Genomic DNA, 21773 nt, shown 5'->3' with positions numbered 1-21773 from the left:
AATGGAACCTTGTACTTATGTCATTTTCGGCGCAACGGGTAATCTTTCCAAAATAAAATTGATGCCTGCCTTGTATCATCTGGAAGTTGCGGGTTTATTGCCGGAAGGCACTAAAATTATTGCCAGTGGGCGACGTGCCTGGACGCTTGAAAAACTTCACCAGGAAGCCAGGGCCATGATCCGTGCCAAGGCCAGAAATGGTTTGGATGAGGCTGTTTTTGCACGGTTTCAGGCACGTTTATCCTATTTTCAGGGCGATCTCAGCGTAGCGGACATGTATCCGGCACTCGCTGCGTTATTTGCCAGCCATAGCGAATACCCCGGCAATGTTGCTTTTTATATGGCTATTCGCCCCGCCGATTTTGGCACTGTGGTTGAAAACCTCAGCACGCATCAATTATTGGATGAAACTCACGGCTGGCGGCGCGTCATTATTGAGAAACCGTTTGGTTATGATTTGGAAAGTGCCCATGCCTTGCAACAGCGTTTAATGCGTTATTTGCGTGAAGAGCAGATTTTCCGTATTGATCATTATTTAGGCAAGGGCACAGTGCGTAATGTACAGGTGTTTCGATTTGCCAATGTGATGCTGGAGCCTTTATGGAACCGTAATTATATCGACCATGTGCAGATTACCCACTCAGAAAATCTGGGGGTCGGCTCACGCGCGGATTATTACGATGGCGCGGGCGCGATGCGCGATATGATTCAAAGCCATTTGCTGCAATTATTGACCCTGGTGGCGATGGAGCCGCCTGCCTCAATGGAAGCAGAGGCCTTGCGCAATGAAAAAGTTAAGGTTTTACAATCCATTCGCAGCATTCCCTCTGATGCGGTACATGCCCAGACTTACCGCGCGCAATATACCAGCGGCAGGATTCAGGGGGAAAAAACCAAAGCTTATCTGGACGAGGATAATGTACCGCCGTGCAGCGTCACCGAAACTTACGCCGCCATGAAGTTGTATATTGATAACTGGCGCTGGGCAGGTGTACCGTTTTATTTACGCACCGGCAAGCGCATGGCAGAAAATCAATCTGTGGTCTCTATTTGTTTCAAAGCGCCACCCAAACAATTTTTTCGCACCTCACAATTACAAAAAATGCGCCCAAACTGGGTTTTGCTGGGCATACAGCCTTGCGCGTATTTAAAGCTGGAAATGACAGTTAAAGAACCCGGCATGGAAATGCACACCCGGCAAACCACATTAGATGCCAATTTGCGGGAAGGTGATGTACCAGCGACCGATGCCTATGAGGACTTGTTACTGGACGTAATTAAAGGCGATCAATCCTTGTTTTTACGTTATGACGAAGTGGAAGCCGCATGGCGAGTGGTTGACCCGGTTTTGCGTGTCTGGGCGATGGAACGCGATTATATTCCGACCTATCCCGCAGGCAGTTGGGGGCCGGAAGAAAGCCGCCGTTTATTTGAACGGGAAGATCAAAACTGGCGTGATTCCATGAACCCAGCCACAAAAAACTAAACAACCACCCGCTAAAAGACGGGTGGGTTAGAGCGTTTGGCTGCTGAAAGCCGAGATACAGGGTGGACAAGCCCTGTTGTTTAGCCCCAACGGGGCGAATTAATATAGCCAGGGGCAACGCCCCTGGAATTGCATCCGTGCCATTCACGCCCTGAAAGGGCAGATTAAAATATTGCAATCATTTTAACCTGCCCTTTCAGGGCGTAAACGTATCATTCTCTACCCTGGGGCGTTGCCCCAGGCTATATTAAAATACCCCTTTGGGGTGTTAGGGCTAAAACCCATATTTTAAGTTTTACCGTTAAACATTAGAGATAAATCTGTTCGCCTGAAAGGCGAAGGTTTTAACCTTGTGCATGGGAAATAAAGGAAATGTAATGCAATTAACGCCAGAACACATTGAACAGATCAAACAAGTTATCCCCGAAGCCGTCATGGCGGAAATGCCAACAGACAGCGCGGGGCTGTTAACGGCACTGAAAGCCTTGCCGGATAAACAAAAATTAGCAATGTTAATGGGCTTGTCTGTTGATGATACCAATCATGCCTGGTTATCCATGCTGATGGAAGAAATTACCGCCCTAACCCATGATCTCATGGCTTTTTTTGTTGCAGGTGAGCAGGAGGCCGTAACCAAACTTCTGGCAGACATGCCAAAAGCACAGGCAAAGCTTGCCCGTCAACAGCTTGATGCCTTGAATGAATTAAAGGAAATGGCGGATAAAACGGAACAATTTTCTAAATTCATTCCAGATGAAGCACAAGGTTTATTAAATTCAGGGGATGAGGCAGGCTTTGAACAGGCCATGGCGCAAGTTCCAGATGCACAAAAAATCCTGTTTTTTTCAGAAATGGCGGCAAGCTTAGCCCCAGGTGAGCTTGGAGAGTTTGGTTTTACTGTTGAAATGCAGGCGCAGTTGGCAAAATTACGTGATTTACCACCCGAAATATTAGAATTGATTTCACAAGATGCTGATGAGAAAGCGCTCAACCAGGCTTTATCACATTTACCGCAAGCAGAGCGTGACAATGCACTGGGTATTTTTCAGATGTTAAATAAGATGCTCCCTTCCACGTCGCAAGGCAATAACGATGAAGAAATCAGCCAATTATTAACAGAATTTGCCCCACTTTTCAGTTTAGTACTTGAAGCGGTGAACGGTAACCAGGAAATCAGCACGCAGTTAAGCAGTCATATTGTGCCTGATTTACAGAAAAATGGCTGGAATCTGGGGGGCAGTATTGAACAGATTCTGGCGCAGGAACGCGATGTGATACGCTTAACCGAGGGTCTGGATGAGGAAGAAGAAATGTTAATCTGTCATCTGTTGAAACAGCTTGATGAGAGGGAGAATGGCTGAGCATGAAACCCTTGTGGACAACGCCGCAACAAGCCCAGGATACTGGAGAGTTACTGGACAGTGCTTTTCGTTTATTTAAACACAGCCTGCCCAGCGTACTGCCTTTCAGTTTTGCCATTGCCTTGTTTAATCAACTGTTGAGCTTATTTTTACCTGATGCACAAGTGACTGATGAAACCCAGATGCAGGCAGCGCTGGAAACGCTGAGCATATTGTTATGGCCATTTATGCTGGGCATGATTTTTCTGACCAATGCCATGCTCTACCAGATTGGCGCAGTGCTGTATCAGCGCCAGCTCAGTCGTGGGCAGATACTGAGATTTGCCTTACAAAAGTTACTACCGGTATTCGCTGCTGCGGTTATCTATGCCGTGATTATCTTTTTCGGACTAATGGCATTTATTCTGCCCGGTATTATTCTTTCGGTCAGCCTGTTTTTTTATCAGCAGGAAATTTTATTTGAAAATCGTACCATTTTAAATGCCTTGCTTGTCAGTCATCAACGCAGTTGGCGCTATTGGTGGCGGGTTTCTATCATGCTCGGCGTGGCTTTAATGTTAATGCTGGCGGTCAACCTGATCCCGCTGACTATCGTTGGCAGCCTGTTTTATACTGCATCCGGGCCTGCTACGGGTTTTCATACTGCCGTCACCTTAACCAGTATTGTTTGCAGCAGCCTTGCCACGCCTTATTTTTATGCGGTGGTAATGGTGACCTGGCATGATCTGAAACTGCGTACAGAACCCCCGCCAGCAAAGCCTTCTGAAGAAAACCAGGATTCCAAACCCTCCACCTCCGATTCTGATGATTTTCTTGCCTGAATGTGGTGCGCGCATCCTCTCATTTTACGTGTTACCCTGCTAAGCCTGATAGTCAGCCTATTAGCGGCAGGCAGCGTATTATTATTTCGTTATCTGGTTGAGTTTATCCAAATTGCGGCATTACCTGAACACCAAATTGGTGGCTATGAATCCCTGCCGGGTTGGTTGATTTTTGCGCTGCCCAGCGCAGGCGGTTTATTGCTGGGTCTGGTTTTTCATCAACTTCCTCCTGCCATGCGGCAAGTGGGTATATTGCATGTATTACTGCGAATGCGCGCCAAAGGGCGGGTTGTTATTCCCGGTAAAAATACCCTGCTACAATTTTTTGCCGGTATTTTCGCAATTGTCTGCGGGCAATCGGTAGACCGGGAAGGGCCGGGGGTACACTTAGGCGCGGGTAGTGGTGCCAAAGTCGCTAATCTGGCAGGCATGGAAGAGGCGGAAGGGCGCATTCTGGTTGCCTGCGGGGTTGCCGCAGCAATTGCCGCAGCGTTTAACACCCCGCTGGCAGGCATTATTTTTGTCATTGAAGTGTTGGAAGTGGCTTACCAGAGCCTGCGCTTTTTACCCATCATGGCCTCTGCGGTGCTGGGTGCATTATTGGGGCGTTTTTTCTATGGCGCGGCTCCCGCCTTTAACGTACCGGCTTTGATATCGTTTCCCATTGCAGAAATGGGCTATTTATTATTATTAGCGTTGGTCATTGGTTTGCTCGCCAGCGGCTTTATCGCTTTAGTTGAATTTGTCAATAAATACAGCCGTAACTGGTCGCCGCTGTACGCCTTTACTTTGGCTGGCTTGATTACCGGCTTGCTGGGGCAACTGGCCCCGGAAATTCTGGGCGTGGGTTATGACAGCCTAAGTCGAATTTTATCAGGAGAACTGCTGTTATACGGCTTATTGGCAATTCTGGCCTGCAAGTTTCTGGCAACCGGATGCGCCATAGGTCTGCGCGTGCCCGGCGGCGTGATTGGGCCATCCTTACTGATTGGTGGTACTGTAGGCGCTATCATGGGTACGCTGCTGGGCAGTGGCGAACACTTTGCAATTTACCCCTTAGTGGGAATGCTGGCAATGATGGGCGCAACCCTGCAAGCACCTTTAGCCGCGCTGGCGGCCTTGCTGGAACTGACCGGGCGCACCGAACTCATCCTGCCCGGTACCCTGGCAGTGGTCAGCGCCGATCTGATTTCCCGCGTTATTTTGGGCCGGGTTTCAGTATTTTCCGCTTTAGCCAGATTAACAAAATCTTAAAATTCATATAAAACATGGATAATATCCAGATGTTTTATATGGCTATTGAAGTAATGTGTTAGTATTCTTTATTTTTGTTGAAAATATATGGAATATTTAACCGATCTCAAAGCAATACTTCACTCAAAACGCGCCAATATTTATTACATTGAAAAATGCCGCGTCATGGTCAAAAGTGGGCGTGTTGTCTATCTCACCGAAGCCAAAACGGAAAAGCAATACTGGAATATCCCGATAGCCAATACCACCGTTGTTCTGCTTGGCACTGGTACTTCTATCACCCAGGCTGCCGTGCGCATGATGGCTGCCGCCGGAGTCTTGCTGGGTTTTAGCGGTGGCGGCGGCACGCCGCTGATTGCTGGCAATGAAGTTGAATGGCTTTCCCCGCAAAGTGAATACCGCCCCACTGAATATGTTCAAAACTGGCTATCCTTCTGGTTTGACGAAACCAAGCGTCTTAAAGTCGCCAAAAAATTTCAGCTACTGCGCCTGGAATACCTGCAACGGGTCTGGAGCAAAGACAAAGCACTTCACAACGCCGGATTTTATGCTGACGATGCCGATATTCAACAAGCAATAAGCCGGTTTTCTACAGAAATAGAACAATGCCCCAACACCACTCATTTACTTTTAACCGAAGCTCAGCTTACCAAAAGACTTTATAAAATTGCTGCCAAGCGTACCCAACTGGAATTTGTCCGCAACCAGGACAATGCGACAGATGAAGCTAATATTTTCCTGAATCACGGTAACTATCTTGCCTATGGACTGGCAGCAACCACCCTCTGGGTTTTGGGTATCCCTCACGGTTTTGCCGTGTTACACGGTAAAACCCGCCGTGGAGCTTTGGTTTTTGATGTGGCTGATCTGGTCAAAGACAGCCTGATTCTGCCCTGGGCTTTTATTTGCGCCCAGGAGCAAACCACTGAACAGGAATTTCGCCAGCAATGTCTGCAAAATTTTGCGCAGCATAAAGCACTCGACTTTATGTTTGATAGCCTCAAACAACTCAGTGATGAGGGCAGCCAATTATGATGGTCACATTTGTTGCGCAATGCGAAAAAAAATCCCTCAACAAAACCCGCCGCGTTCTGGATGCTTTTGCCAACCGCATAGGCGACCGCACCTGGCAAACTGTTATTACCAATGATGGCCTGCAAGCAGTTAAAAAACTGCTACGCAAAACTGCCTCCAAAAATACCGCTGTGGCTTGTCACTGGATTCGCAGCCGCAGTCGCAGTGAATTAATCTGGATAGTCGGGAATCGTGAGCGTTTCAACAGTCAGGGTATCGTGCCTGTGAACACCACCCGCAAAACCATTATGAATACCCAATGGGAAAATGACTGGCATTACCTGCCTTTAATCAAAAGCCTTGCTGCGATGGCGGCACTGTTTCATGATTGGGGCAAGGCTTCCGAGTTTTTTCAAAGCAAATTAAAAACTTCAAAAATCATCGCTGATCCGCTACGTCATGAATGGATTTCAGCTTTATTCCTAAATGCTTATGTGAATGGCGAAACAGATGAGCAATGGCTAAGCCGCTTGGCAAAGGGAGAAATTGAAACCGAGACCCTGAAAAAACAGGTCTCTGTACAACACCAGAAACAACAAGATAAAAATAAACCCTTAAATAAGCTTCCCCAAATGGCTACCTTGTTGAATTGGTTGCTGCTATCGCATCATCGTTTGCCCATCCTTAAATCTCATGCTGGTACTCCCTTACCAGAGCCTGAACTTTTATTTCAGAACATCACCCAGAAATGGGGTTATGAAAATAAATTTGATAAAAATACATTTAAACACGATCTTAAACGCTGCTTTGATTATCCCCAAGGTCTGCCTTGCGATTCGGAAATCTGGCTGAAAGCGGCACGCAAGCAAGCGCAAAAACTCCATGACTGCCTGCCCTTATTAAGCCAAAGTATTAACGATGGCACCTGGCGCTTATTGTTACATCACACACGTCTGGCATTGATGTTGGGGGATCATTGCTACTCATCTCAGGAGGCAGATAACAAATGGCAAACAACACTCGACTTATATGCCAACAGTGACAGAAAAACCAAAAAACTCAAACAAAAACTGGATGAGCACCTCATAGGCGTCAGCCGACAAGCATTGCGCAATGCCCACCTGTTACCCGCATTTGAAGGAGAACACAAAGAACTGCAACGTGCTTATGATGTCAAAGCCTTAAAGCGCAAAAGCCAAGGTCGATTTTGTTGGCAAGACACCGCTGTGAGTAAAATCAAACACTGGAAAAGCAGCCAGGATAAACTTGAAACTAGCAGCCATTTTGGTTTTTTTGCTGTCAATATGGCAAGCACGGGAACCGGAAAAACCTTTGCCAATGCCAAGATTATGCGCACCTTATCCGCTGATGGGGAAAGTTTGCGTTATATTTTGGCTTTGGGTTTGCGCACCCTGACCCTGCAAACCGGAGATGAATATCGCCAGCGTATTAAACTGGGCAATGATGAACTGGCGGTTTTGATTGGTTCCCGCGCAGTCATGGATTTGCACAATAAAAATAAACAAGAACAAACAGAAGAAGCCCAAACCGCCACTGGCTCAGAATCTGAAGAATACCTGCTGGATAATGAAATCGACTTTCACACTGAAATTCCTGAAACTGAACTCAAAACGGTTTTAACGCGGGAAAAAGACCGCAAATTTCTATTCGCCCCGGTACTCAGTTGCACCATTGATCACCTCATGGCAGCAACTGAAAGTAAACGTGGTGGGCGTTACATACTGCCCACACTGCGCCTCATGTCCTCAGACCTGGTGATTGATGAAATTGATGATTTTGATGGAAATGATCTGATTGCCATTGGTCGCCTGATTCACCTGGCAGGTATGTTAGGGCGCAAAGTGATGATTTCTTCGGCAACCATTCCCCCCGACATTGCCGAAGGTTATTACAACACCTATCAGGCAGGCTGGGCGCTGTTTGCCCAAATGCGCCAGCGCAATGCCAGCGTTGGCTGCGCCTGGATGGATGAATTCACCACCCAGGTTCACAGTATCCAAATCACAGGTGACGATCACGGCCTTAACGACTACCAAAAACACCATCAAAAATTTATTGATAAACGCACCAGCGAACTTGAAAAGCAAACGCCGAAACGCAAGGCGGATATTATTGCCTGTTCAATGGATAATGAGGATGAAGAAAGCATCCGTAAACAATTTTATGCCACAATTCAAACTGCTATTTTAGAAAAGCACCAGCAACACTATCAAACGGACGAACAATCAGGAAAATGTGTCAGTTTTGGTCTGGTTCGCATTGCCAACATTAACCCCTGCGTTGCGCTAACCCGCTATTTGCTCAACGCCCAATGGCCGCAAGATGTGGAAATTCGTGCTATGGCTTACCACAGCCAGCAAATTCTTATTATGCGTAATGCCCAGGAAAAACATCTGGATGCCGTGCTCAAGCGCCAACAAGGCAGTCAGGCTGCTTTCGAGCAAAAACACATTCGCCAGCACTTACAAAGCATCACCGCGCCGCAGGTTATTTTTATCCTGGTTGCCACGCCGGTTGAAGAAGTGGGGCGAGATCATGACTTTGACTGGGCCGTGGTTGAACCTTCTTCTTATCGCTCTTTTGTGCAACTGGCAGGGCGGGTATTGCGTCACCGTGAACCAGAACCCCCCATTCAAACTGCCAACATTGCCCTGCTACAATACAACCTCAAAGGTTTATTAAACACAGGCAAACCTGTTTTTTGCCATCCCGGCTATGAATCAAACAATAATCCTTTGGACACGCACGACCTGAAACAACTGATTAATGCCGGGGCTATCAGCCAATGTCTGGATGCAAAGCCACGCATCAACAAAGCATCTACGCTGAACCCACGGCATAATCTGGCAGATTTGGAACATGTTGCCATCCATCAATGCCTCACCAACTATGAGCAACAAGGGCCGGAGTCTATGCAGGGCTGGCTGACGGGGTATTGGTGGCTGACGGCAATTCCGCAATATTATGTGCAATTTCGCAAAAGTGAACCGCAGCAACTGATGTACTTGGTGCCTGCTGATGACGACTGGAAATTTGCTGAAAAAGACACATTTGGCAAGTCGCTGATTAAAGAATGTTCATACAATATCAAACACGAAGAACTGAATACGCAGGAAAGCCAACGCTTATGGCTGACACGGGATTATGAAACCCTGTTACGCAATTATAGCGGAATACGGGAAGCAGAAGCGGAAGATGCGCTGAAACAAGTGGCGCTGATTTATGGAGAAATCAGCCTGCCTACTTATGGTAATGATCCGGGAGATATGGCTTTCAGCTATTCCAGCCAACTGGGCTTGATTCGTGTTTAATGTTTAAGGGCATTTGATAAAAAATCAACCAACCATTGATTGATGCTTTTTCCTGCTGCGTTTGCCGCAACCACAACATCGGCATGTAAATCCGGCGTTAAACGCACATTAAACTTACCGGAGTAATATTTTTTAGGTTCCACGCCATCTTTTTTGCACATATCCAAAAACATATTAAGAGATAACTGACCCTCATGATGCAAGCCTTTAATATCTGCTGCATAAAAATCAGCGCCACCATTAAGGTTGACAAATTCACCTCTGAACATTTCGATTTCAGGATCATAATGAATAACGGCCTTATACCCATTAAAGTCCATTACGTTCTTCATGAATGCCCCTCATTTTTCTCTCACCAATATAAATGCATCAAGTGTCCGAAATAAAGCCTCAATATCTTTCCATATAATATTAGGAGCAATGGGTTTGGCAGGAATAAATACAAATATTTTTTACTATCTATGCTTCATTTATAGTACCTAATTTTGGTATTATCAATACAAAATATATTGAAAATCTATAATATTTTTTATCCTCAAAAAAGGAGGCCAAATGTTAGATCCTGTAATCCAAAACTTTCTTAATGAACGCAAAGCAAACTGGCTTAAAAGCAGACTTAAAAATAAAACAGAAGCAGAACAAGCCCTTATTGAACAAGAAGCCACAGACAAATACGCACTGGCTACCTGGCTGCCTGATGCCGCCAAACGTGCCAGACAACTCTCCTTAACCAGTCATCCGGGAAAATTCAGTCACCCCGATGCCAAAACCAGTTCCATTATCAGTGATGCCCAGCAGTCTGCCGATGGTTTTTTGCGCACAGGCAATGCTAAAGTAAATTTAGATGTATTTGTTGGTAATGCTGCGGCTTTGGATGTGCATAAATTCCTCAGCCTGAAGCTGGCAGACGGCAATACTATTCTCAATCATCTGGAAAATAAAACCGCTGCCATTAAACAACAATTCAGCATTTCCACTGCCACTTTCAGTGACATTGAGCAGGGGTTGTTAGCTATCAAGCAAGACTCTCACCCCTGCACCACCACCGATGGCAAGCTCAAACAAGTGTATTTTCCGCTTGCTGGTGATGACTATCACCTGCTTTCCATACTCTCCCCTTCCGGTCTGCTCTTTAAACTCAAACACCAGATTAACAATATACGCTTTTCCGATGAAGCCAAAGTGGCAAGGAAATCACGTAAAGATAACCATGCTCATGAGCAGGGCTTTGCGGATATTTATGGACTCAGTGCAATAGGTTATGGTGGTTCAAATAAACAGAATATCAGCGTGCTTAACAGCCAAAATGGTGGTATTGCCTATTTATTGCCTTCTATGCCACCTGAGCTTAACCCGCGTACAACCCAGCCGCCCAAAACCAATTTTTTTGGCAAATTCTTGTGGCTGAAACCCTATGAAGAAGATTTTCAAAAATTCCATCAGCTATTGGTTCATGGCAAACCCAATATCCATACCCGTCAGCAACGTGATTGGCTTATACGCAGCATTATTTATCAGGTCATTGATTATGCCTGGCTCATACGCCGCCTGGAACCGGGCTGGTCAATAACTGAAACTTACCAGCAACTCCCCCAGTACCAAAAAATCTGGCTGGATGAACACCATGCCCCGGTGCGAAGCGAAGACACGCAATGGCTGGACAACGTAAAACAGGAACTGGCAAACTGGTTTATACGCGCTTATGACAAAATCATAGAGGAGAAAAAACTGGGGCTTGGTGATGAACAACTGCCGCATATCAAAGCCATTATCAATGACTGTGAGAACGCCTTACAATGAAAAAAATACTGCTGATTCCCCAAATCGAAATATTGAATGCCAATGCCCTTTCCAGCCCCTATACTATTGGCTTTCCTGCCATGACTGCCTGGCTGGGCGCAACTCATGCGCTGGAACGTCAACTCAGAGAAATGGACTATCCCAACCTGCGCTTCAAAAGCATGGCAGTGGTTTGTCATCACATAAACCTGCAAACTTACAAAGGCGCGGGAGATTATGTGCATTCTATTATCGGCACAGGCAATCCGCTGGATAAAACCGGCAAACGCCCCTCATTTATCGAAGAAGCCCGCTGTCATTTAACGGTATCTCTCATTATGGAATGTGAAGGTCTGGGCTTCATTGACGAAGATGAATTCACGGATGCAACCGTTCAACTATTGCGGGGAAAAATGAAACTGGCTGGCGGCGATATACTTAAAACGGCCCAAGCCAAGTTACAAGAAATTGACGATGAAGCTGAACACAAAGCCTTAATGCGCAGCCTCATGCCCGGTCACTGCCTCATTGAACGCCGCGACCTCATGCAACAAGCAATGGCGACAGGTCAGGATGCCATTGATGCCCTGCTGGACTACCTCAAAGTCACCCACCGCAGCCATGTTGATGAACAGGAAAAAATTACCTGGCACAGCGAGCGCAAGGAAAAAGGCTGGATTGTACCGATTGCTACGGGTTTTCATGGCATAAGCGAGCTGGGTCAAGCTAAAAATCAACGTGATCCCGAAACCCCACACCGCTTTGCAGAAAGCATCATCACCTTAGGAGAATTTATTATGCCCTACCGTGTCACTGATCTTGACCAGATGCTGTGGCACTATCACACCGACTTAAACACAAACCTTTATCTCTGCCAACAAAATAAACAAGTTAACCTAAGTTCGACGTAAGCTTCTTTTTGCGCTAATCACACAAAAAACTGCTTCCGTCTCACACTAGATTTTTGAAACAAAGGAAAAAAATATCATGGCTAAAAAAGACAATATCGCCTCTGTACTCGCTTTTGAAAAAAAATTCGTACCCTCTGACGGCTTTATGTACGGCACCACTTGGGAGCAGCGCCATGACAGCGCGGTAGTGCTCAAGCTACAGGAAAAATCTGTGCGCGGCACCATTTCCAACCGCATCACCAAAGCTGCCATAAAAAATGATCCCCTTAAACTCAATGCTGAAGTCGAAAAAGCCAACCTCCAGCGCGTTGACAGTTGCGCCCTCTCTCCAAACCAGGACACGCTGAAACTCCAGTTCACGCTTAAAATTCTCAGTGGTGTTCAACAACCCTCAGCCTGTAACAACCAGGCGTTTAACGAAAGCTACACCCAGGCTGCCAATAATTACATTGAAACAGAAGGTTTTAACGAACTGGCAAAACGCTACGCCATGAATATTGCCAATGCGCGTTTTTTATGGCGCAACCGGGTGGGCGCGGAAAATATTGAAGTCCAGGTTAAAAAGCTCAACGGCGACGAAGAACAAAGCTGGACATTTGACGCCACAAAATTCAGCATCCGTAATTTTGACCACAATGATGCCAGTATAGATACGCTGGCTGAAAAAATAGCAGCAGCCCTCTCAGGAGCAGATGATTTTCTGCTGCTGGAAATCAATGCCTATGCTCAGATAGGCAAAGCGCAAGATGTTTATCCCAGTGAAGAACTGGTGCTGGATAAAAGCAGCGGCAGCAGCAAGGGCAAAAAAAGCAAAATACTTTACAGCATTAACGATATAGCCGGAATGCACTCACAAAAAATTGGTAACGCCCTGCGTACCATTGATACCTGGTATCCCGAATACCTTGAAGCCAATACCGGCCCTATTGCCATTGAACCTTACGGCGCTGTGACCAATCTTGGTAAAGCCTACCGCACGCCCAAGGCCAAGGCTGATTTTTTCACCCTGTTTGATCGTTTTGCCCGTGGCGAATCTCTGGAGGATAAAAACGACACGCACTATGTCATGGCTGTGCTGGTGCGTGGTGGCGTATTTGGTGAAAGCACAAAGGACTGATGTGATGAAAGCCTATATTGACATGACGCTGTTACCCGATGTGGAAATACCGCTTCATTTCCTTTGGGAAAAGCTCTATCAACAAATCCACCTGGTTCTGGTTGAAGCTAAGGATAATCAAGGCAAAATTAACATAGGCGTTGCTTTCCCGGAATACAATGCTCAAAAACAATATTTAGGTAGCAAACTACGTCTATTTGCCGCTACGACGATGGATTTAGAACGGCTGAATATTCAAACCAAAATGACCCGGTTGGCTGACTATGTTCATATCACCCGGATCAGAGCCGTACCTGATAACATTCGCGGTCATGCGCTTTTTAAGCGCATCCAGCCAAAAAGCAACAATCTCCGTCTGGCCAGACGCAAAGCCAAACGGGCAAATATCAGTTATGAACAAGCCCTGTCCATCATGGAGAAACACGAAGAACAACATGCTAAGAAGCCATTTGTCATGATAAAAAGCCACACTTCCGGAAAAAAATACCCCTTGCTGATTGCTCATGAAGAAACTCAACAAACTGATCATGAAGCAGGTTTTAGCAGCTATGGACTCAGTGCCCACAGTACAGTTCCCCTGTTTTAACCAATAAAAAAGGCCCACTGATAAATCATTTATTAATCAATGGTTTGAAGTGGGCTATTTTTTCATTGGTCAAAATGGGTAAAAAGGACTTATTTTTTTGTTTTATAAAAGGATTTTGTGATAGGATTTCAGTTGACTGCCGCACAGGCAGCTTAGAAAATTTATCCCCAAATATTAAGCCTCACAAAAAAGTTGACTGCCGCACAGGCAGCTTAGAAAATGAGGTTGATATAAGAACGCTCGACCTAATCGTTGACTGCCGCACAGGCAGCTTAGAAATCCGTCGCCCGCTGTTATGAGAACATCTGGGGGTTGACTGCCGCACAGGCAGCTTAGAAAACCACCACGCAAACCGACGACTCCATTATATTGTTGACTGCCGCACAGGCAGCTTAGAAATGTTATTGTTTGCAGTGCTTGTGCGCTCATTTGTTGACTGCCGCACAGGCAGCTTAGAAAGTGTGTGACATTTGATGATAAAATATCTAATTGTTGACTGCCGCACAGGCAGCTTAGAAACACCGATACAGTCTATCTCTCTAGCGCTGGAAGTTGACTGCCGCACAGGCAGCTTAGAAAACCAATTCAGGGGAAACTATCACCCAGGCGAAGTTGACTGCCGCACAGGCAGCTTAGAAAACAGACAGCAATGCTCAGCTTTCAGTGTCATTGTTGACTGCCGCACAGGCAGCTTAGAAATTGGTTTCATTTTCGTAAGCTTTTGCGACTTCGTTGACTGCCGCACAGGCAGCTTAGAAATCAATCTTGACTGTGAGTGACTTCATTTTTATGTTGACTGCCGCACAGGCAGCTTAGAAAAGATGTAATGTGAAATCGGTTTGTGAATGTGTCGTTGACTGCCGCACAGGCAGCTTAGAAATATTTCATGGTACAGGTTGGCGCATTAGTGTATGTTGACTGCCGCACAGGCAGCTTAGAAAAGTAACGCGAGCAAGTCAAAAACGGCGGCAAAGTTGACTGCCGCACAGGCAGCTTAGAAAAAAATGCCTATTTTGGGAGTTTTAGTTTTTTTGTTGACTGCCGCACAGGCAGCTTAGAAAAAAATTAAGCACTTATCAGTATATCACATTCAGTTGACTGCCGCACAGGCAGCTTAGAAAAGTACAAAAACCAGTGTACCGCTTTCGTGATAGTTGACTGCCGCACAGGCAGCTTAGAAATAATAGTACAAGTGGTGTTTATGGTGTCACAGGTTGACTGCCGCACAGGCAGCTTAGAAAGGAACGTGCTGCGGTTGGTAACAGTACATCACGTTGACTGCCGCACAGGCAGCTTAGAAAAGCATAATTACCCATAACGATTTGCCTGCACCGTTGACTGCCGCACAGGCAGCTTAGAAAGACTGTTTAGCCTCCTGCGCCGCTTTTATTTTGTTGACTGCCGCACAGGCAGCTTAGAAATCCTGCTGCTTCTTAGCCTGTCTTTGTGGTTCGTTGACTGCCGCACAGGCAGCTTAGAAAATCACATTCAATCTGAACTGCATCAAAATCGCGTTGACTGCCGCACAGGCAGCTTAGAAATAGCCGACGATGGACTTCAAGCGATTTCACAAGTTGACTGCCGCACAGGCAGCTTAGAAAAATTCGCCACGATTCAACTTATCAAGCCAGCCGTTGACTGCCGCACAGGCAGCTTAGAAATAAAAGAAGTGGCGAAAATATGATCTTTGCCTGTTGACTGCCGCACAGGCAGCTTAGAAACGCTAATGTCGCAAAACTTTTTCACCTTGATAGTTGACTGCCGCACAGGCAGCTTAGAAAAGAAGGATATTGCAGGCCTTATGAGCGCGAACGTTGACTGCCGCACAGGCAGCTTAGAAAAGTAAAGCGCCGCCAGCAATAAATAGTATTCCGTTGACTGCCGCACAGGCAGCTTAGAAAGCAAATGTCCGGTCTTTAGGCACTAAAGTCTAGTTGACTGCCGCACAGGCAGCTTAGAAATATCCAGGCATTCAATGACTCATTCAGTATTCGTTGACTGCCGCACAGGCAGCTTAGAAAAAACACGCCACACCTCCTACAAATCCTCAAACGTTGACTGCCGCACAGGCAGCTTAGAAAAGTGGTTTTCAATGGAGTTTGAGCGTCGGGATGTTGACTGCCGCACAGGCAGCTTAGAAAAGATTTGAAACCATTGTCCAGATGGTTGCAAAGTTGACTGCCGCACAGGCAGCTTAGAAACTCTAATACCTCACACTGTCCAGACTTGCGAAGTTGACTGCCGCACAGGCAGCTTAGAAAAAGTGAAATTATTGAAGTCCCATCACCCGTGAGTTGACTGCCGCACAGGCAGCTTAGAAATGCACTCAAAAACATGATGTGTCCCTTTGGGGGTTGACTGCCGCACAGGCAGCTTAGAAATATCCGGGGATTCAAATAATGGATAAAGAAGAGTTGACTGCCGCACAGGCAGCTTAGAAAACGCTTGATGAACCTGCAACGCTGCCAGGAATGTTGACTGCCGCACAGGCAGCTTAGAAAGTTCAATGATGCTCATTATTCATCACTCCCGTGTTGACTGCCGCACAGGCAGCTTAGAAATTAAAAATGCTTTTATCTTTTTGCTTTTTTCAGTTGACTGCCGCACAGGCAGCTTAGAAAACTCACTTGCAGTATGTTATTGAAAATAAGCTGTTGACTGCCGCACAGGCAGCTTAGAAAACAACTCAGCGCCAGTCTAAACGATTCAGCAAGTTGACTGCCGCACAGGCAGCTTAGAAAGGCAGGTGATTTGAGTACAGAAATCAGGGCGGGTTGACTGCCGCACAGGCAGCTTAGAAAAGCCATAGCCGACTTTAGCCGCGCCTGTTTCTGTTGACTGCCGCACAGGCAGCTTAGAAAGAACCCCGTGTTTCTATCTGTCCCCTGCAATAGTTGACTGCCGCACAGGCAGCTTAGAAATGAATATTGTTAAACGGTTTGCCGCTTTTTGTTGTTGACTGCCGCACAGGCAGCTTAGAAAAACCTGAAAACGTCCATGATTCGCCGCCATGCTGTTGACTGCCGCACAGGCAGCTTAGAAATCACACGCACCAAACCCGCCACCATCCTCACAGTTGACTGCCGCACAGGCAGCTTAGAAAACTCGCCGTATGGCTCATTAGCTACCAGCGGCGTTGACTGCCGCACAGGCAGCTTAGAAAAGGGGAATTAAAATGAAAACTGAGATTATCAAGTTGACTGCCGCACAGGCAGCTTAGAAACAGCGTATATATAAAAACCGTGGCTCCCATGGGTTGACTGCCGCACAGGCAGCTTAGAAAAGTGATAGAAGACCAACTGGATAACAGTGATGGTTGACTGCCGCACAGGCAGCTTAGAAACTCCTAATTTGCCGTTAATAAATTTATATTGCGTTGACTGCCGCACAGGCAGCTTAGAAAACAAAGATATAACCGAGGCGGTGGTAGATGGGGTTGACTGCCGCACAGGCAGCTTAGAAAAACCTGTACCATGAAATAGGTTTGTGAAATCCGTTGACTGCCGCACAGGCAGCTTAGAAAGTTGGTTGGGTAAAACCCTGCGGGGCTGTGGCGTTGACTGCCGCACAGGCAGCTTAGAAAGATAATAGAAGACCAGTTAGATAACTCAGATAGTTGACTGCCGCACAGGCAGCTTAGAAAGCGTCAAGCTGAATTAGTAACTATTTTAAGCTGTTGACTGCCGCACAGGCAGCTTAGAAATTCTACATAGAGAACGCCGCCGCCTGTGGGGTGTTGACTGCCGCACAGGCAGCTTAGAAAAAGAACGGCGGGAAAGTACGCACTCTATACGAGTTGACTGCCGCACAGGCAGCTTAGAAACAATGCAGAAATGATACGAAAAAGAAGTGATAGTTGACTGCCGCACAGGCAGCTTAGAAATCCCAGGCGGGACATGACCGGTTATAAATATTGTTGACTGCCGCACAGGCAGCTTAGAAATCTACCATATCGAGCGCGTTCAGTTCCATATCGTTGACTGCCGCACAGGCAGCTTAGAAACGTAACAGCACCCGTAACGGCTCCCGTAGTAAGTTGACTGCCGCACAGGCAGCTTAGAAAAAAATAAAGACAGCCATGAAAATATATAAAAAAATAAAGACAGCCATGAAAATATATCAAAATCTAATTATTTCTGTTATCCTGTCCTAAAACCTAAATTTAAAGAGGGATAAAGCCATGCCCACGCCACGCAAAGAACAAGTCAGCAAACACACCAACGGTCATTATCACTGCATCAGTCGCGCTGTGCGCCGTGCTTTTTTATGTGGCGTTGATAAGCAAAGTGGCTGCAATTATGAGCATAGACGGCAATGGATACTGGACAGGCTGGAAGTGCTTGCCAAACAGTTTTCGGTTGAGGTTTGTGCCTATACCATTATGAGTAATCATTATCATCTGGTGCTGCATGTGGATTATGAGCAGAGTTTGACCTGGGATGCTGAGGAAGTGGTAAAGCGTTGGTGTACCTTGTTTCCACCACAGGCGTTAAAAGATTCTGATGATAAACAAATTGATACTGAAGTGGTCAACGCTTATTTTGCGCGTCTGACAGCAGATGAGGAAAAAGTGACCTTGTGGCGGGAACGTTTGGCAGATTTAAGCTGGTTTATGCGTTGTCTGAACGAGCCAATTGCACGCCAGGCAAACAAGGAAGATGAGTGTACCGGGCGCTTCTGGGAAGGGCGTTTCAAATCCCAGGCTTTGCTTGATGATGCCGCTTTAATTAGCTGCATGGCGTATGTTGACCTCAATCCGGTACGGGCTGCCATTGCGCAAACCCCGGAAGATTCTGAATTTACTTCTTTTGCAGCAAGAGTTGAGATTCAAAAGAAATCAGTCTCAAAATCAGAACCACAAAGCCAATGGCTGTTACCTTTTGCTGAGTCTAAAAAGACCGGGAAACCTCAAGCCACGCAGAATGCGCATGTTTGCCTGCCCATCAGCCAGGAAGAATACTTTGAACTGGTCGATTGGACTGGGCGCTGTATTCGTGATGGTAAGCGTGGCGCTATTCCCGCGCATATTCGACCCATTTTGCAACGTTTGGAAATTAAGCAAGACAACTGGATAGATGGCATACAGCATTACGGTAATCATTTTTATAAGGTTGTTGGTATCATGCGGCATTTGCTGGAAGAAACTGAACGGCAGGGGCGCAAATGGTTTAAGGGGCAAAGTGCTGCCCGATTGTTATACCAATAGCTGATATTTTCATTTCTCATTAAGTTATATTTATGGTACCAAATGGCCTGCCATAGGTAAGTTATGGCTGATTTCTGGTTTTTTTCATATGAACGGGCTGTTTTTCCTGGTTTATCTCTGAATTTTATAATTTGACTTGGCTGAGGAAATAGAATGATAGTGTTGTTTTATTTTTTTAATTTATTGGCTGTCTGCTAATTTGTCTGCTAATTTTATTTTGCTAATTTTAATTTTAAACCCCCAAAAGAGCTTTTCATGCCTGATATCACCGTAGTAGATTCGGGGTTTGGCGGTTTTGATATTGCCGCTACGCTGGATGAGATTGTGACGACAGTCGACGATCAACAGATTGAAAAATTGTCGCTATATTATGTTAATGCTGCACCTTCAGATGCCTGCGGTTACAACCAAATGGCTTGCCATGATGAAAAAGCACGTGTTTTTTCATCCGTACTGCAAAATATCAACGAGAAGATTACCCCTAAAGCTATTTATATCGCCTGCAATACACTCTCTGCATTAATGCAGAATCTACCACGGCAAAAGACAGCGGTGCATGGAATCGTCGACGTAGGAGTTAAACAATTATTGGGATTTTCACACCATCAACCACAAAATAAAATTGTATTGTTTGCCACTGAAACTACGGTTGATAGCGGCATCTATCTCCAGCAAATGGCGGCTATGGGAGGTGATCCAGGTGGCTTGATTGCTATTGCCGCACCTAATCTTGCTACAACCATCTCCAACGATCCAGCCGGCGATAAGGTGCTTGCCTCGATTGAGTCCTTAGTGGCAAAACACGGAAGCCGCTTGCCGCCACCGCCGGCCCATATTGCTCTTTTTTTGGGGTGTACCCATTATGGCTACCGAGCATCACTGTTTCGCCAGGTGTTTGCACAACGCGGCTATCGAGTGACCTTGCTTAATCCTAATGATGCCTTTGCTCAGCTAATTTCTCAGCAGCTGGGGGAGCAAGTGTATCGCTTCAGTGCCCACTTCTTTTCAAGGTATATGTTGCCGGTACAAGAGTTGACAACGATCTCAAGGCTGGTGCAACCACGTTCAGTGAAGGTGTCGCGAGCGATACTTGACTATACGCTGGATGTGGATTTTTTTTGATGCTCTAGTTTCATTTGTTGGTAGGCTTGTTCGGCCTCTTTTGCCGCTTCGAGATCAAACTCTTTTCGTCGATGGTTTTTTCCCATTTGAGATATGTTAAAGGGAATGCCGGCAGGGTAGGTGTACGGGTATTGTAGTATTTCTAATGCAGTACGCGTGTAGATATCGCAACCGAATTGATTGATGTGAGCGGTCAGTTCCCATAGGTGCTTGTATTGAAAAGGGTCACTAATACGTTCGCTACGAATCAGATTACCAGTATCAACGCCGGAATCAATATAGTGAATGGTAACGCCTGCTGCTTGTGAAAACTGCTTTATGTCTTTTTGTCGAGCGATTTGTTGGATGGCATTTGTGCCTCTGGCATAGGGTAATATTGCGCCATGCATATTCACTAAGCGCCCGTTACAAGCATCCAGCCAAGGCTTTTTTAATATTTGCCCAACTCGGGAAAATAGCCAAATATCCCGATTTTGGATGTTCTCCTGTAGCCACTGGCAGTTGGCTTGGCTGTTTAGGTCATTCCCCATAAATCTAACCCGATCAAAATTGCTGGTCGATAAAGGGGGGATTCCAAAGCACGATATTGCCGCCTTGGATTCTTCACCAAAATCCTCATATAGTTGTGTCAGCTCATGCTCCATTTCCGGTGTCAGTTCTTTGTGTCCAGCATAGGCTGAGTGAAATGCCATCCTTCTTTGCAGAATATTTTTATTCGGTCGTGTTTCCCGAATTAAGATACCCAAAAAAACGTCAGTGTTTGCAAACTGTTCTATCCATTTGTTTGTCAGAAAGCAATAAAAGAATTTACAGTCAATAAGCAGGTAAAAGCGTTTCATATTTTGCGGCCTCGGCAACAAATTGCAAGAGCGGTGATTGTCACCTAAAATACAATCCTGTCAAGCGCTGTTTATACTGCTAGTGCATTTCAGTGAAGATTAGCTGCCCATTCCTTAGTTGGCATCCGGAAACGTTAAATTTCACCTTGAAGTAAAGCGCATGAGGAACATAAAGATTTTTCTTCATGCGCTTTATGGTTAAACTGCGTTTCCGAACAGGCACTAGATACGTACGGAAAGATTATCCCACGCAGGCGTTGTGGTTTTAAGAAATAATCGTGAAACTTTATTTGGTTAACTTGAGAGTCAAAAGTTCTTAACTTTTTCCCCTATTTATGGTTAAGTTAAAATTTTTCAGTATGGTTATACAGTTATATGAAATATGAAATTTTTCAATTTTAGCCCCCTTTCGCCAGCAATTTTCACGAGAACACGCATTTATCTGGTTTGTCGTTATTATTTTTGGCTTCATTCTCCGCTTTGATCACAACGGTGTCAGTAGTTTTGTTCGCTGGTTAGGACTGGCTCCTTCTTCTTACGAGCTACTGCTTAATTTTTTCCAGGCAAAGTCCTGGCGATTAGGTGAAGTGATGCTACAGTGGATGCGATGGTGTCAACAATCATTTGATTTGGTCTATGTTCAAGAACGTTTAGTTTGTATCGGTGATGGCATCAAAGTGCCAAAGGAAGCAAAACGACAACCTGGCTTGAAGTGGATGCACCATTCATCCCAGAACAATAATAAACCTAATCGTTTCATTGGTCAGCATTTTGGCTGTATTGCCTTTGTTGCTTTTTGTGAAAATCAATATCGGGCCATATTACAAGCGGCTCAATTACATGAAGGCGTGGATGCTATAAGACAACTAAATGCAAATGAAAACCATGCATTACATGAGAAAGAAAGCGTGGTTGTTCGTATGTTGAGTCTGATTGTCATTGTTG

Annotated in this window: 14 protein-coding genes, 1 pseudogene and 1 CRISPR repeat array; of the genes and pseudogenes, 13 read left to right on the top strand and 2 right to left on the bottom strand. The window is 45.7% G+C overall.

Annotation, left to right across the window (positions count from 1 at the left end; genetic code table 11):
* The first annotated feature begins 1 nt into the window (after window position 1).
* From zwf to cas3f, 6 genes are all read left to right on the top strand, one after another.
* Window positions 2–1486 (top strand): glucose-6-phosphate dehydrogenase, encoded by a 1485-nt coding sequence (zwf, locus tag QUF61_RS14240; RefSeq protein ID WP_103919776.1) that lies wholly within the window; start codon window positions 2–4, stop codon window positions 1484–1486.
* A 377-nt stretch (window positions 1487–1863) separates the two neighbouring features.
* Window positions 1864–2847, top strand: a complete 984-nt coding sequence (locus QUF61_RS14235; RefSeq protein WP_103919775.1) for a hypothetical protein — start codon at window positions 1864–1866, stop codon at window positions 2845–2847.
* Between the two features lie 2 nt (window positions 2848–2849).
* On the top strand, window positions 2850–3668 hold the full coding sequence (locus QUF61_RS14230) for a YciC family protein (protein ID WP_289682297.1): 819 nt from the start codon (window positions 2850–2852) through the stop codon (window positions 3666–3668).
* A complete protein-coding gene (locus QUF61_RS14225; protein WP_289682296.1) occupies window positions 3669–4922 on the top strand; it encodes a chloride channel protein in 1254 nt (417 codons plus the stop codon).
* Between the two features lie 87 nt (window positions 4923–5009).
* Window positions 5010–5957, top strand: a complete 948-nt coding sequence (cas1f, locus tag QUF61_RS14220) for a type I-F CRISPR-associated endonuclease Cas1f (protein WP_289682295.1) — start codon at window positions 5010–5012, stop codon at window positions 5955–5957.
* Entirely contained in the window at window positions 5954–9268 is a 3315-nt protein-coding gene (gene cas3f / locus QUF61_RS14215; protein ID WP_289682294.1) for a type I-F CRISPR-associated helicase Cas3f, read from the top strand. The genes cas1f and cas3f overlap by 4 nt, the downstream gene beginning before the upstream one ends.
* On the opposite strand, the gene QUF61_RS14210 is transcribed toward cas3f, so the two are convergent.
* Window positions 9265–9600 carry a type II toxin-antitoxin system HicB family antitoxin gene (locus QUF61_RS14210; protein ID WP_103919770.1) on the bottom strand — a complete coding sequence of 112 codons (336 nt, stop codon included), beginning with the start codon at window positions 9598–9600 and terminating at the stop codon, window positions 9265–9267. The two genes, cas3f and QUF61_RS14210, sit on opposite strands and share 4 nt — an antisense overlap.
* A gap of 220 nt (window positions 9601–9820) precedes the next feature.
* Here QUF61_RS14210 and csy1 point away from each other — a divergent pair, with 220 nt between their 5' ends.
* The 6 genes from csy1 to QUF61_RS14180 all read left to right on the top strand — a co-directional run bounded on the left by csy1 (window position 9821) and on the right by QUF61_RS14180 (window position 19989).
* Window positions 9821–11068, top strand: coding sequence for a type I-F CRISPR-associated protein Csy1 (csy1, locus tag QUF61_RS14205; protein WP_289682292.1), 1248 nt, complete (start codon window positions 9821–9823; stop codon window positions 11066–11068).
* Window positions 11065–11958: a type I-F CRISPR-associated protein Csy2 gene (csy2, locus tag QUF61_RS14200; RefSeq protein WP_289682291.1), complete on the top strand. Its 894-nt coding sequence runs from the start codon at window positions 11065–11067 to the stop codon at window positions 11956–11958. Before csy1 ends, csy2 begins: the two co-directional genes overlap by 4 nt.
* 76 nt (window positions 11959–12034) lie before the next feature.
* Window positions 12035–13075 (top strand): type I-F CRISPR-associated protein Csy3, encoded by a 1041-nt coding sequence (gene csy3 / locus QUF61_RS14195; RefSeq protein ID WP_103919767.1) that lies wholly within the window; start codon window positions 12035–12037, stop codon window positions 13073–13075.
* 4 nt (window positions 13076–13079) lie between these two features.
* Complete coding sequence (cas6f, locus tag QUF61_RS14190) at window positions 13080–13661, top strand: type I-F CRISPR-associated endoribonuclease Cas6/Csy4 (protein WP_177428388.1); 582 nt, start codon at window positions 13080–13082, stop codon at window positions 13659–13661.
* Between the two features lie 131 nt (window positions 13662–13792).
* A CRISPR array of direct repeats spans window positions 13793–17724; the repeat unit is 28 nt; unit sequence GTTGACTGCCGCACAGGCAGCTTAGAAA.
* 117 nt (window positions 17725–17841) lie between these two features.
* Window positions 17842–18867: a hypothetical protein gene (locus QUF61_RS14185; protein ID WP_289682290.1), complete on the top strand. Its 1026-nt coding sequence runs from the start codon at window positions 17842–17844 to the stop codon at window positions 18865–18867.
* A 255-nt stretch (window positions 18868–19122) separates the two neighbouring features.
* Window positions 19123–19989 (top strand): hypothetical protein, encoded by an 867-nt coding sequence (locus QUF61_RS14180; protein ID WP_289682288.1) that lies wholly within the window; start codon window positions 19123–19125, stop codon window positions 19987–19989.
* Here the strand turns inward: QUF61_RS14180 and QUF61_RS14175 are convergent.
* Window positions 19962–20828, bottom strand: a complete 867-nt coding sequence (locus QUF61_RS14175) for a formyltransferase family protein (RefSeq protein WP_289682287.1) — start codon at window positions 20826–20828, stop codon at window positions 19962–19964. The two genes, QUF61_RS14180 and QUF61_RS14175, sit on opposite strands and share 28 nt — an antisense overlap.
* A gap of 590 nt (window positions 20829–21418) precedes the next feature.
* Between QUF61_RS14175 and QUF61_RS14170 the strand changes: the two are divergent.
* Window positions 21419–21773, top strand: a pseudogene (locus tag QUF61_RS14170) (hypothetical protein); the annotation flags it as partial.

The organism is Candidatus Venteria ishoeyi (genome assembly GCF_030378065.1).
In the GTDB taxonomy this organism is placed as follows: Bacteria; Pseudomonadota; Gammaproteobacteria; order Beggiatoales; family Beggiatoaceae; genus Venteria; species Venteria ishoeyi.
Note: the sequence above shows the minus strand (reverse complement) of the source record. Positions and strands in the feature narration are given on the sequence as shown.

Excerpts from the sequence above, each read along its gene's own strand:
- cas3f (WP_289682294.1), top strand. The coding sequence starts at position 5,954 with ATGATGGTCACATTTGTTGCGCAATGCGAAAAAAAATCCCTCAACAAA.
- csy2 (WP_289682291.1), top strand. The coding sequence starts at position 11,065 with ATGAAAAAAATACTGCTGATTCCCCAAATCGAAATATTGAATGCCAAT.
- QUF61_RS14235 (WP_103919775.1), top strand. The coding sequence starts at position 1,864 with ATGCAATTAACGCCAGAACACATTGAACAGATCAAACAAGTTATCCCC.
- csy3 (WP_103919767.1), top strand. The coding sequence starts at position 12,035 with ATGGCTAAAAAAGACAATATCGCCTCTGTACTCGCTTTTGAAAAAAAA.
- QUF61_RS14180 (WP_289682288.1), top strand. The coding sequence starts at position 19,123 with ATGCCTGATATCACCGTAGTAGATTCGGGGTTTGGCGGTTTTGATATT.
- cas1f (WP_289682295.1), top strand. The coding sequence starts at position 5,010 with ATGGAATATTTAACCGATCTCAAAGCAATACTTCACTCAAAACGCGCC.
- QUF61_RS14210 (WP_103919770.1), bottom strand. The coding sequence starts at position 9,600 with ATGAAGAACGTAATGGACTTTAATGGGTATAAGGCCGTTATTCATTAT.
- QUF61_RS14230 (WP_289682297.1), top strand. The coding sequence starts at position 2,850 with ATGAAACCCTTGTGGACAACGCCGCAACAAGCCCAGGATACTGGAGAG.
- zwf (WP_103919776.1), top strand. The coding sequence starts at position 2 with ATGGAACCTTGTACTTATGTCATTTTCGGCGCAACGGGTAATCTTTCC.
- QUF61_RS14225 (WP_289682296.1), top strand. The coding sequence starts at position 3,669 with ATGTGGTGCGCGCATCCTCTCATTTTACGTGTTACCCTGCTAAGCCTG.
- csy1 (WP_289682292.1), top strand. The coding sequence starts at position 9,821 with ATGTTAGATCCTGTAATCCAAAACTTTCTTAATGAACGCAAAGCAAAC.
- QUF61_RS14185 (WP_289682290.1), top strand. The coding sequence starts at position 17,842 with ATGCCCACGCCACGCAAAGAACAAGTCAGCAAACACACCAACGGTCAT.
- cas6f (WP_177428388.1), top strand. The coding sequence starts at position 13,080 with ATGAAAGCCTATATTGACATGACGCTGTTACCCGATGTGGAAATACCG.
- QUF61_RS14175 (WP_289682287.1), bottom strand. The coding sequence starts at position 20,828 with ATGAAACGCTTTTACCTGCTTATTGACTGTAAATTCTTTTATTGCTTT.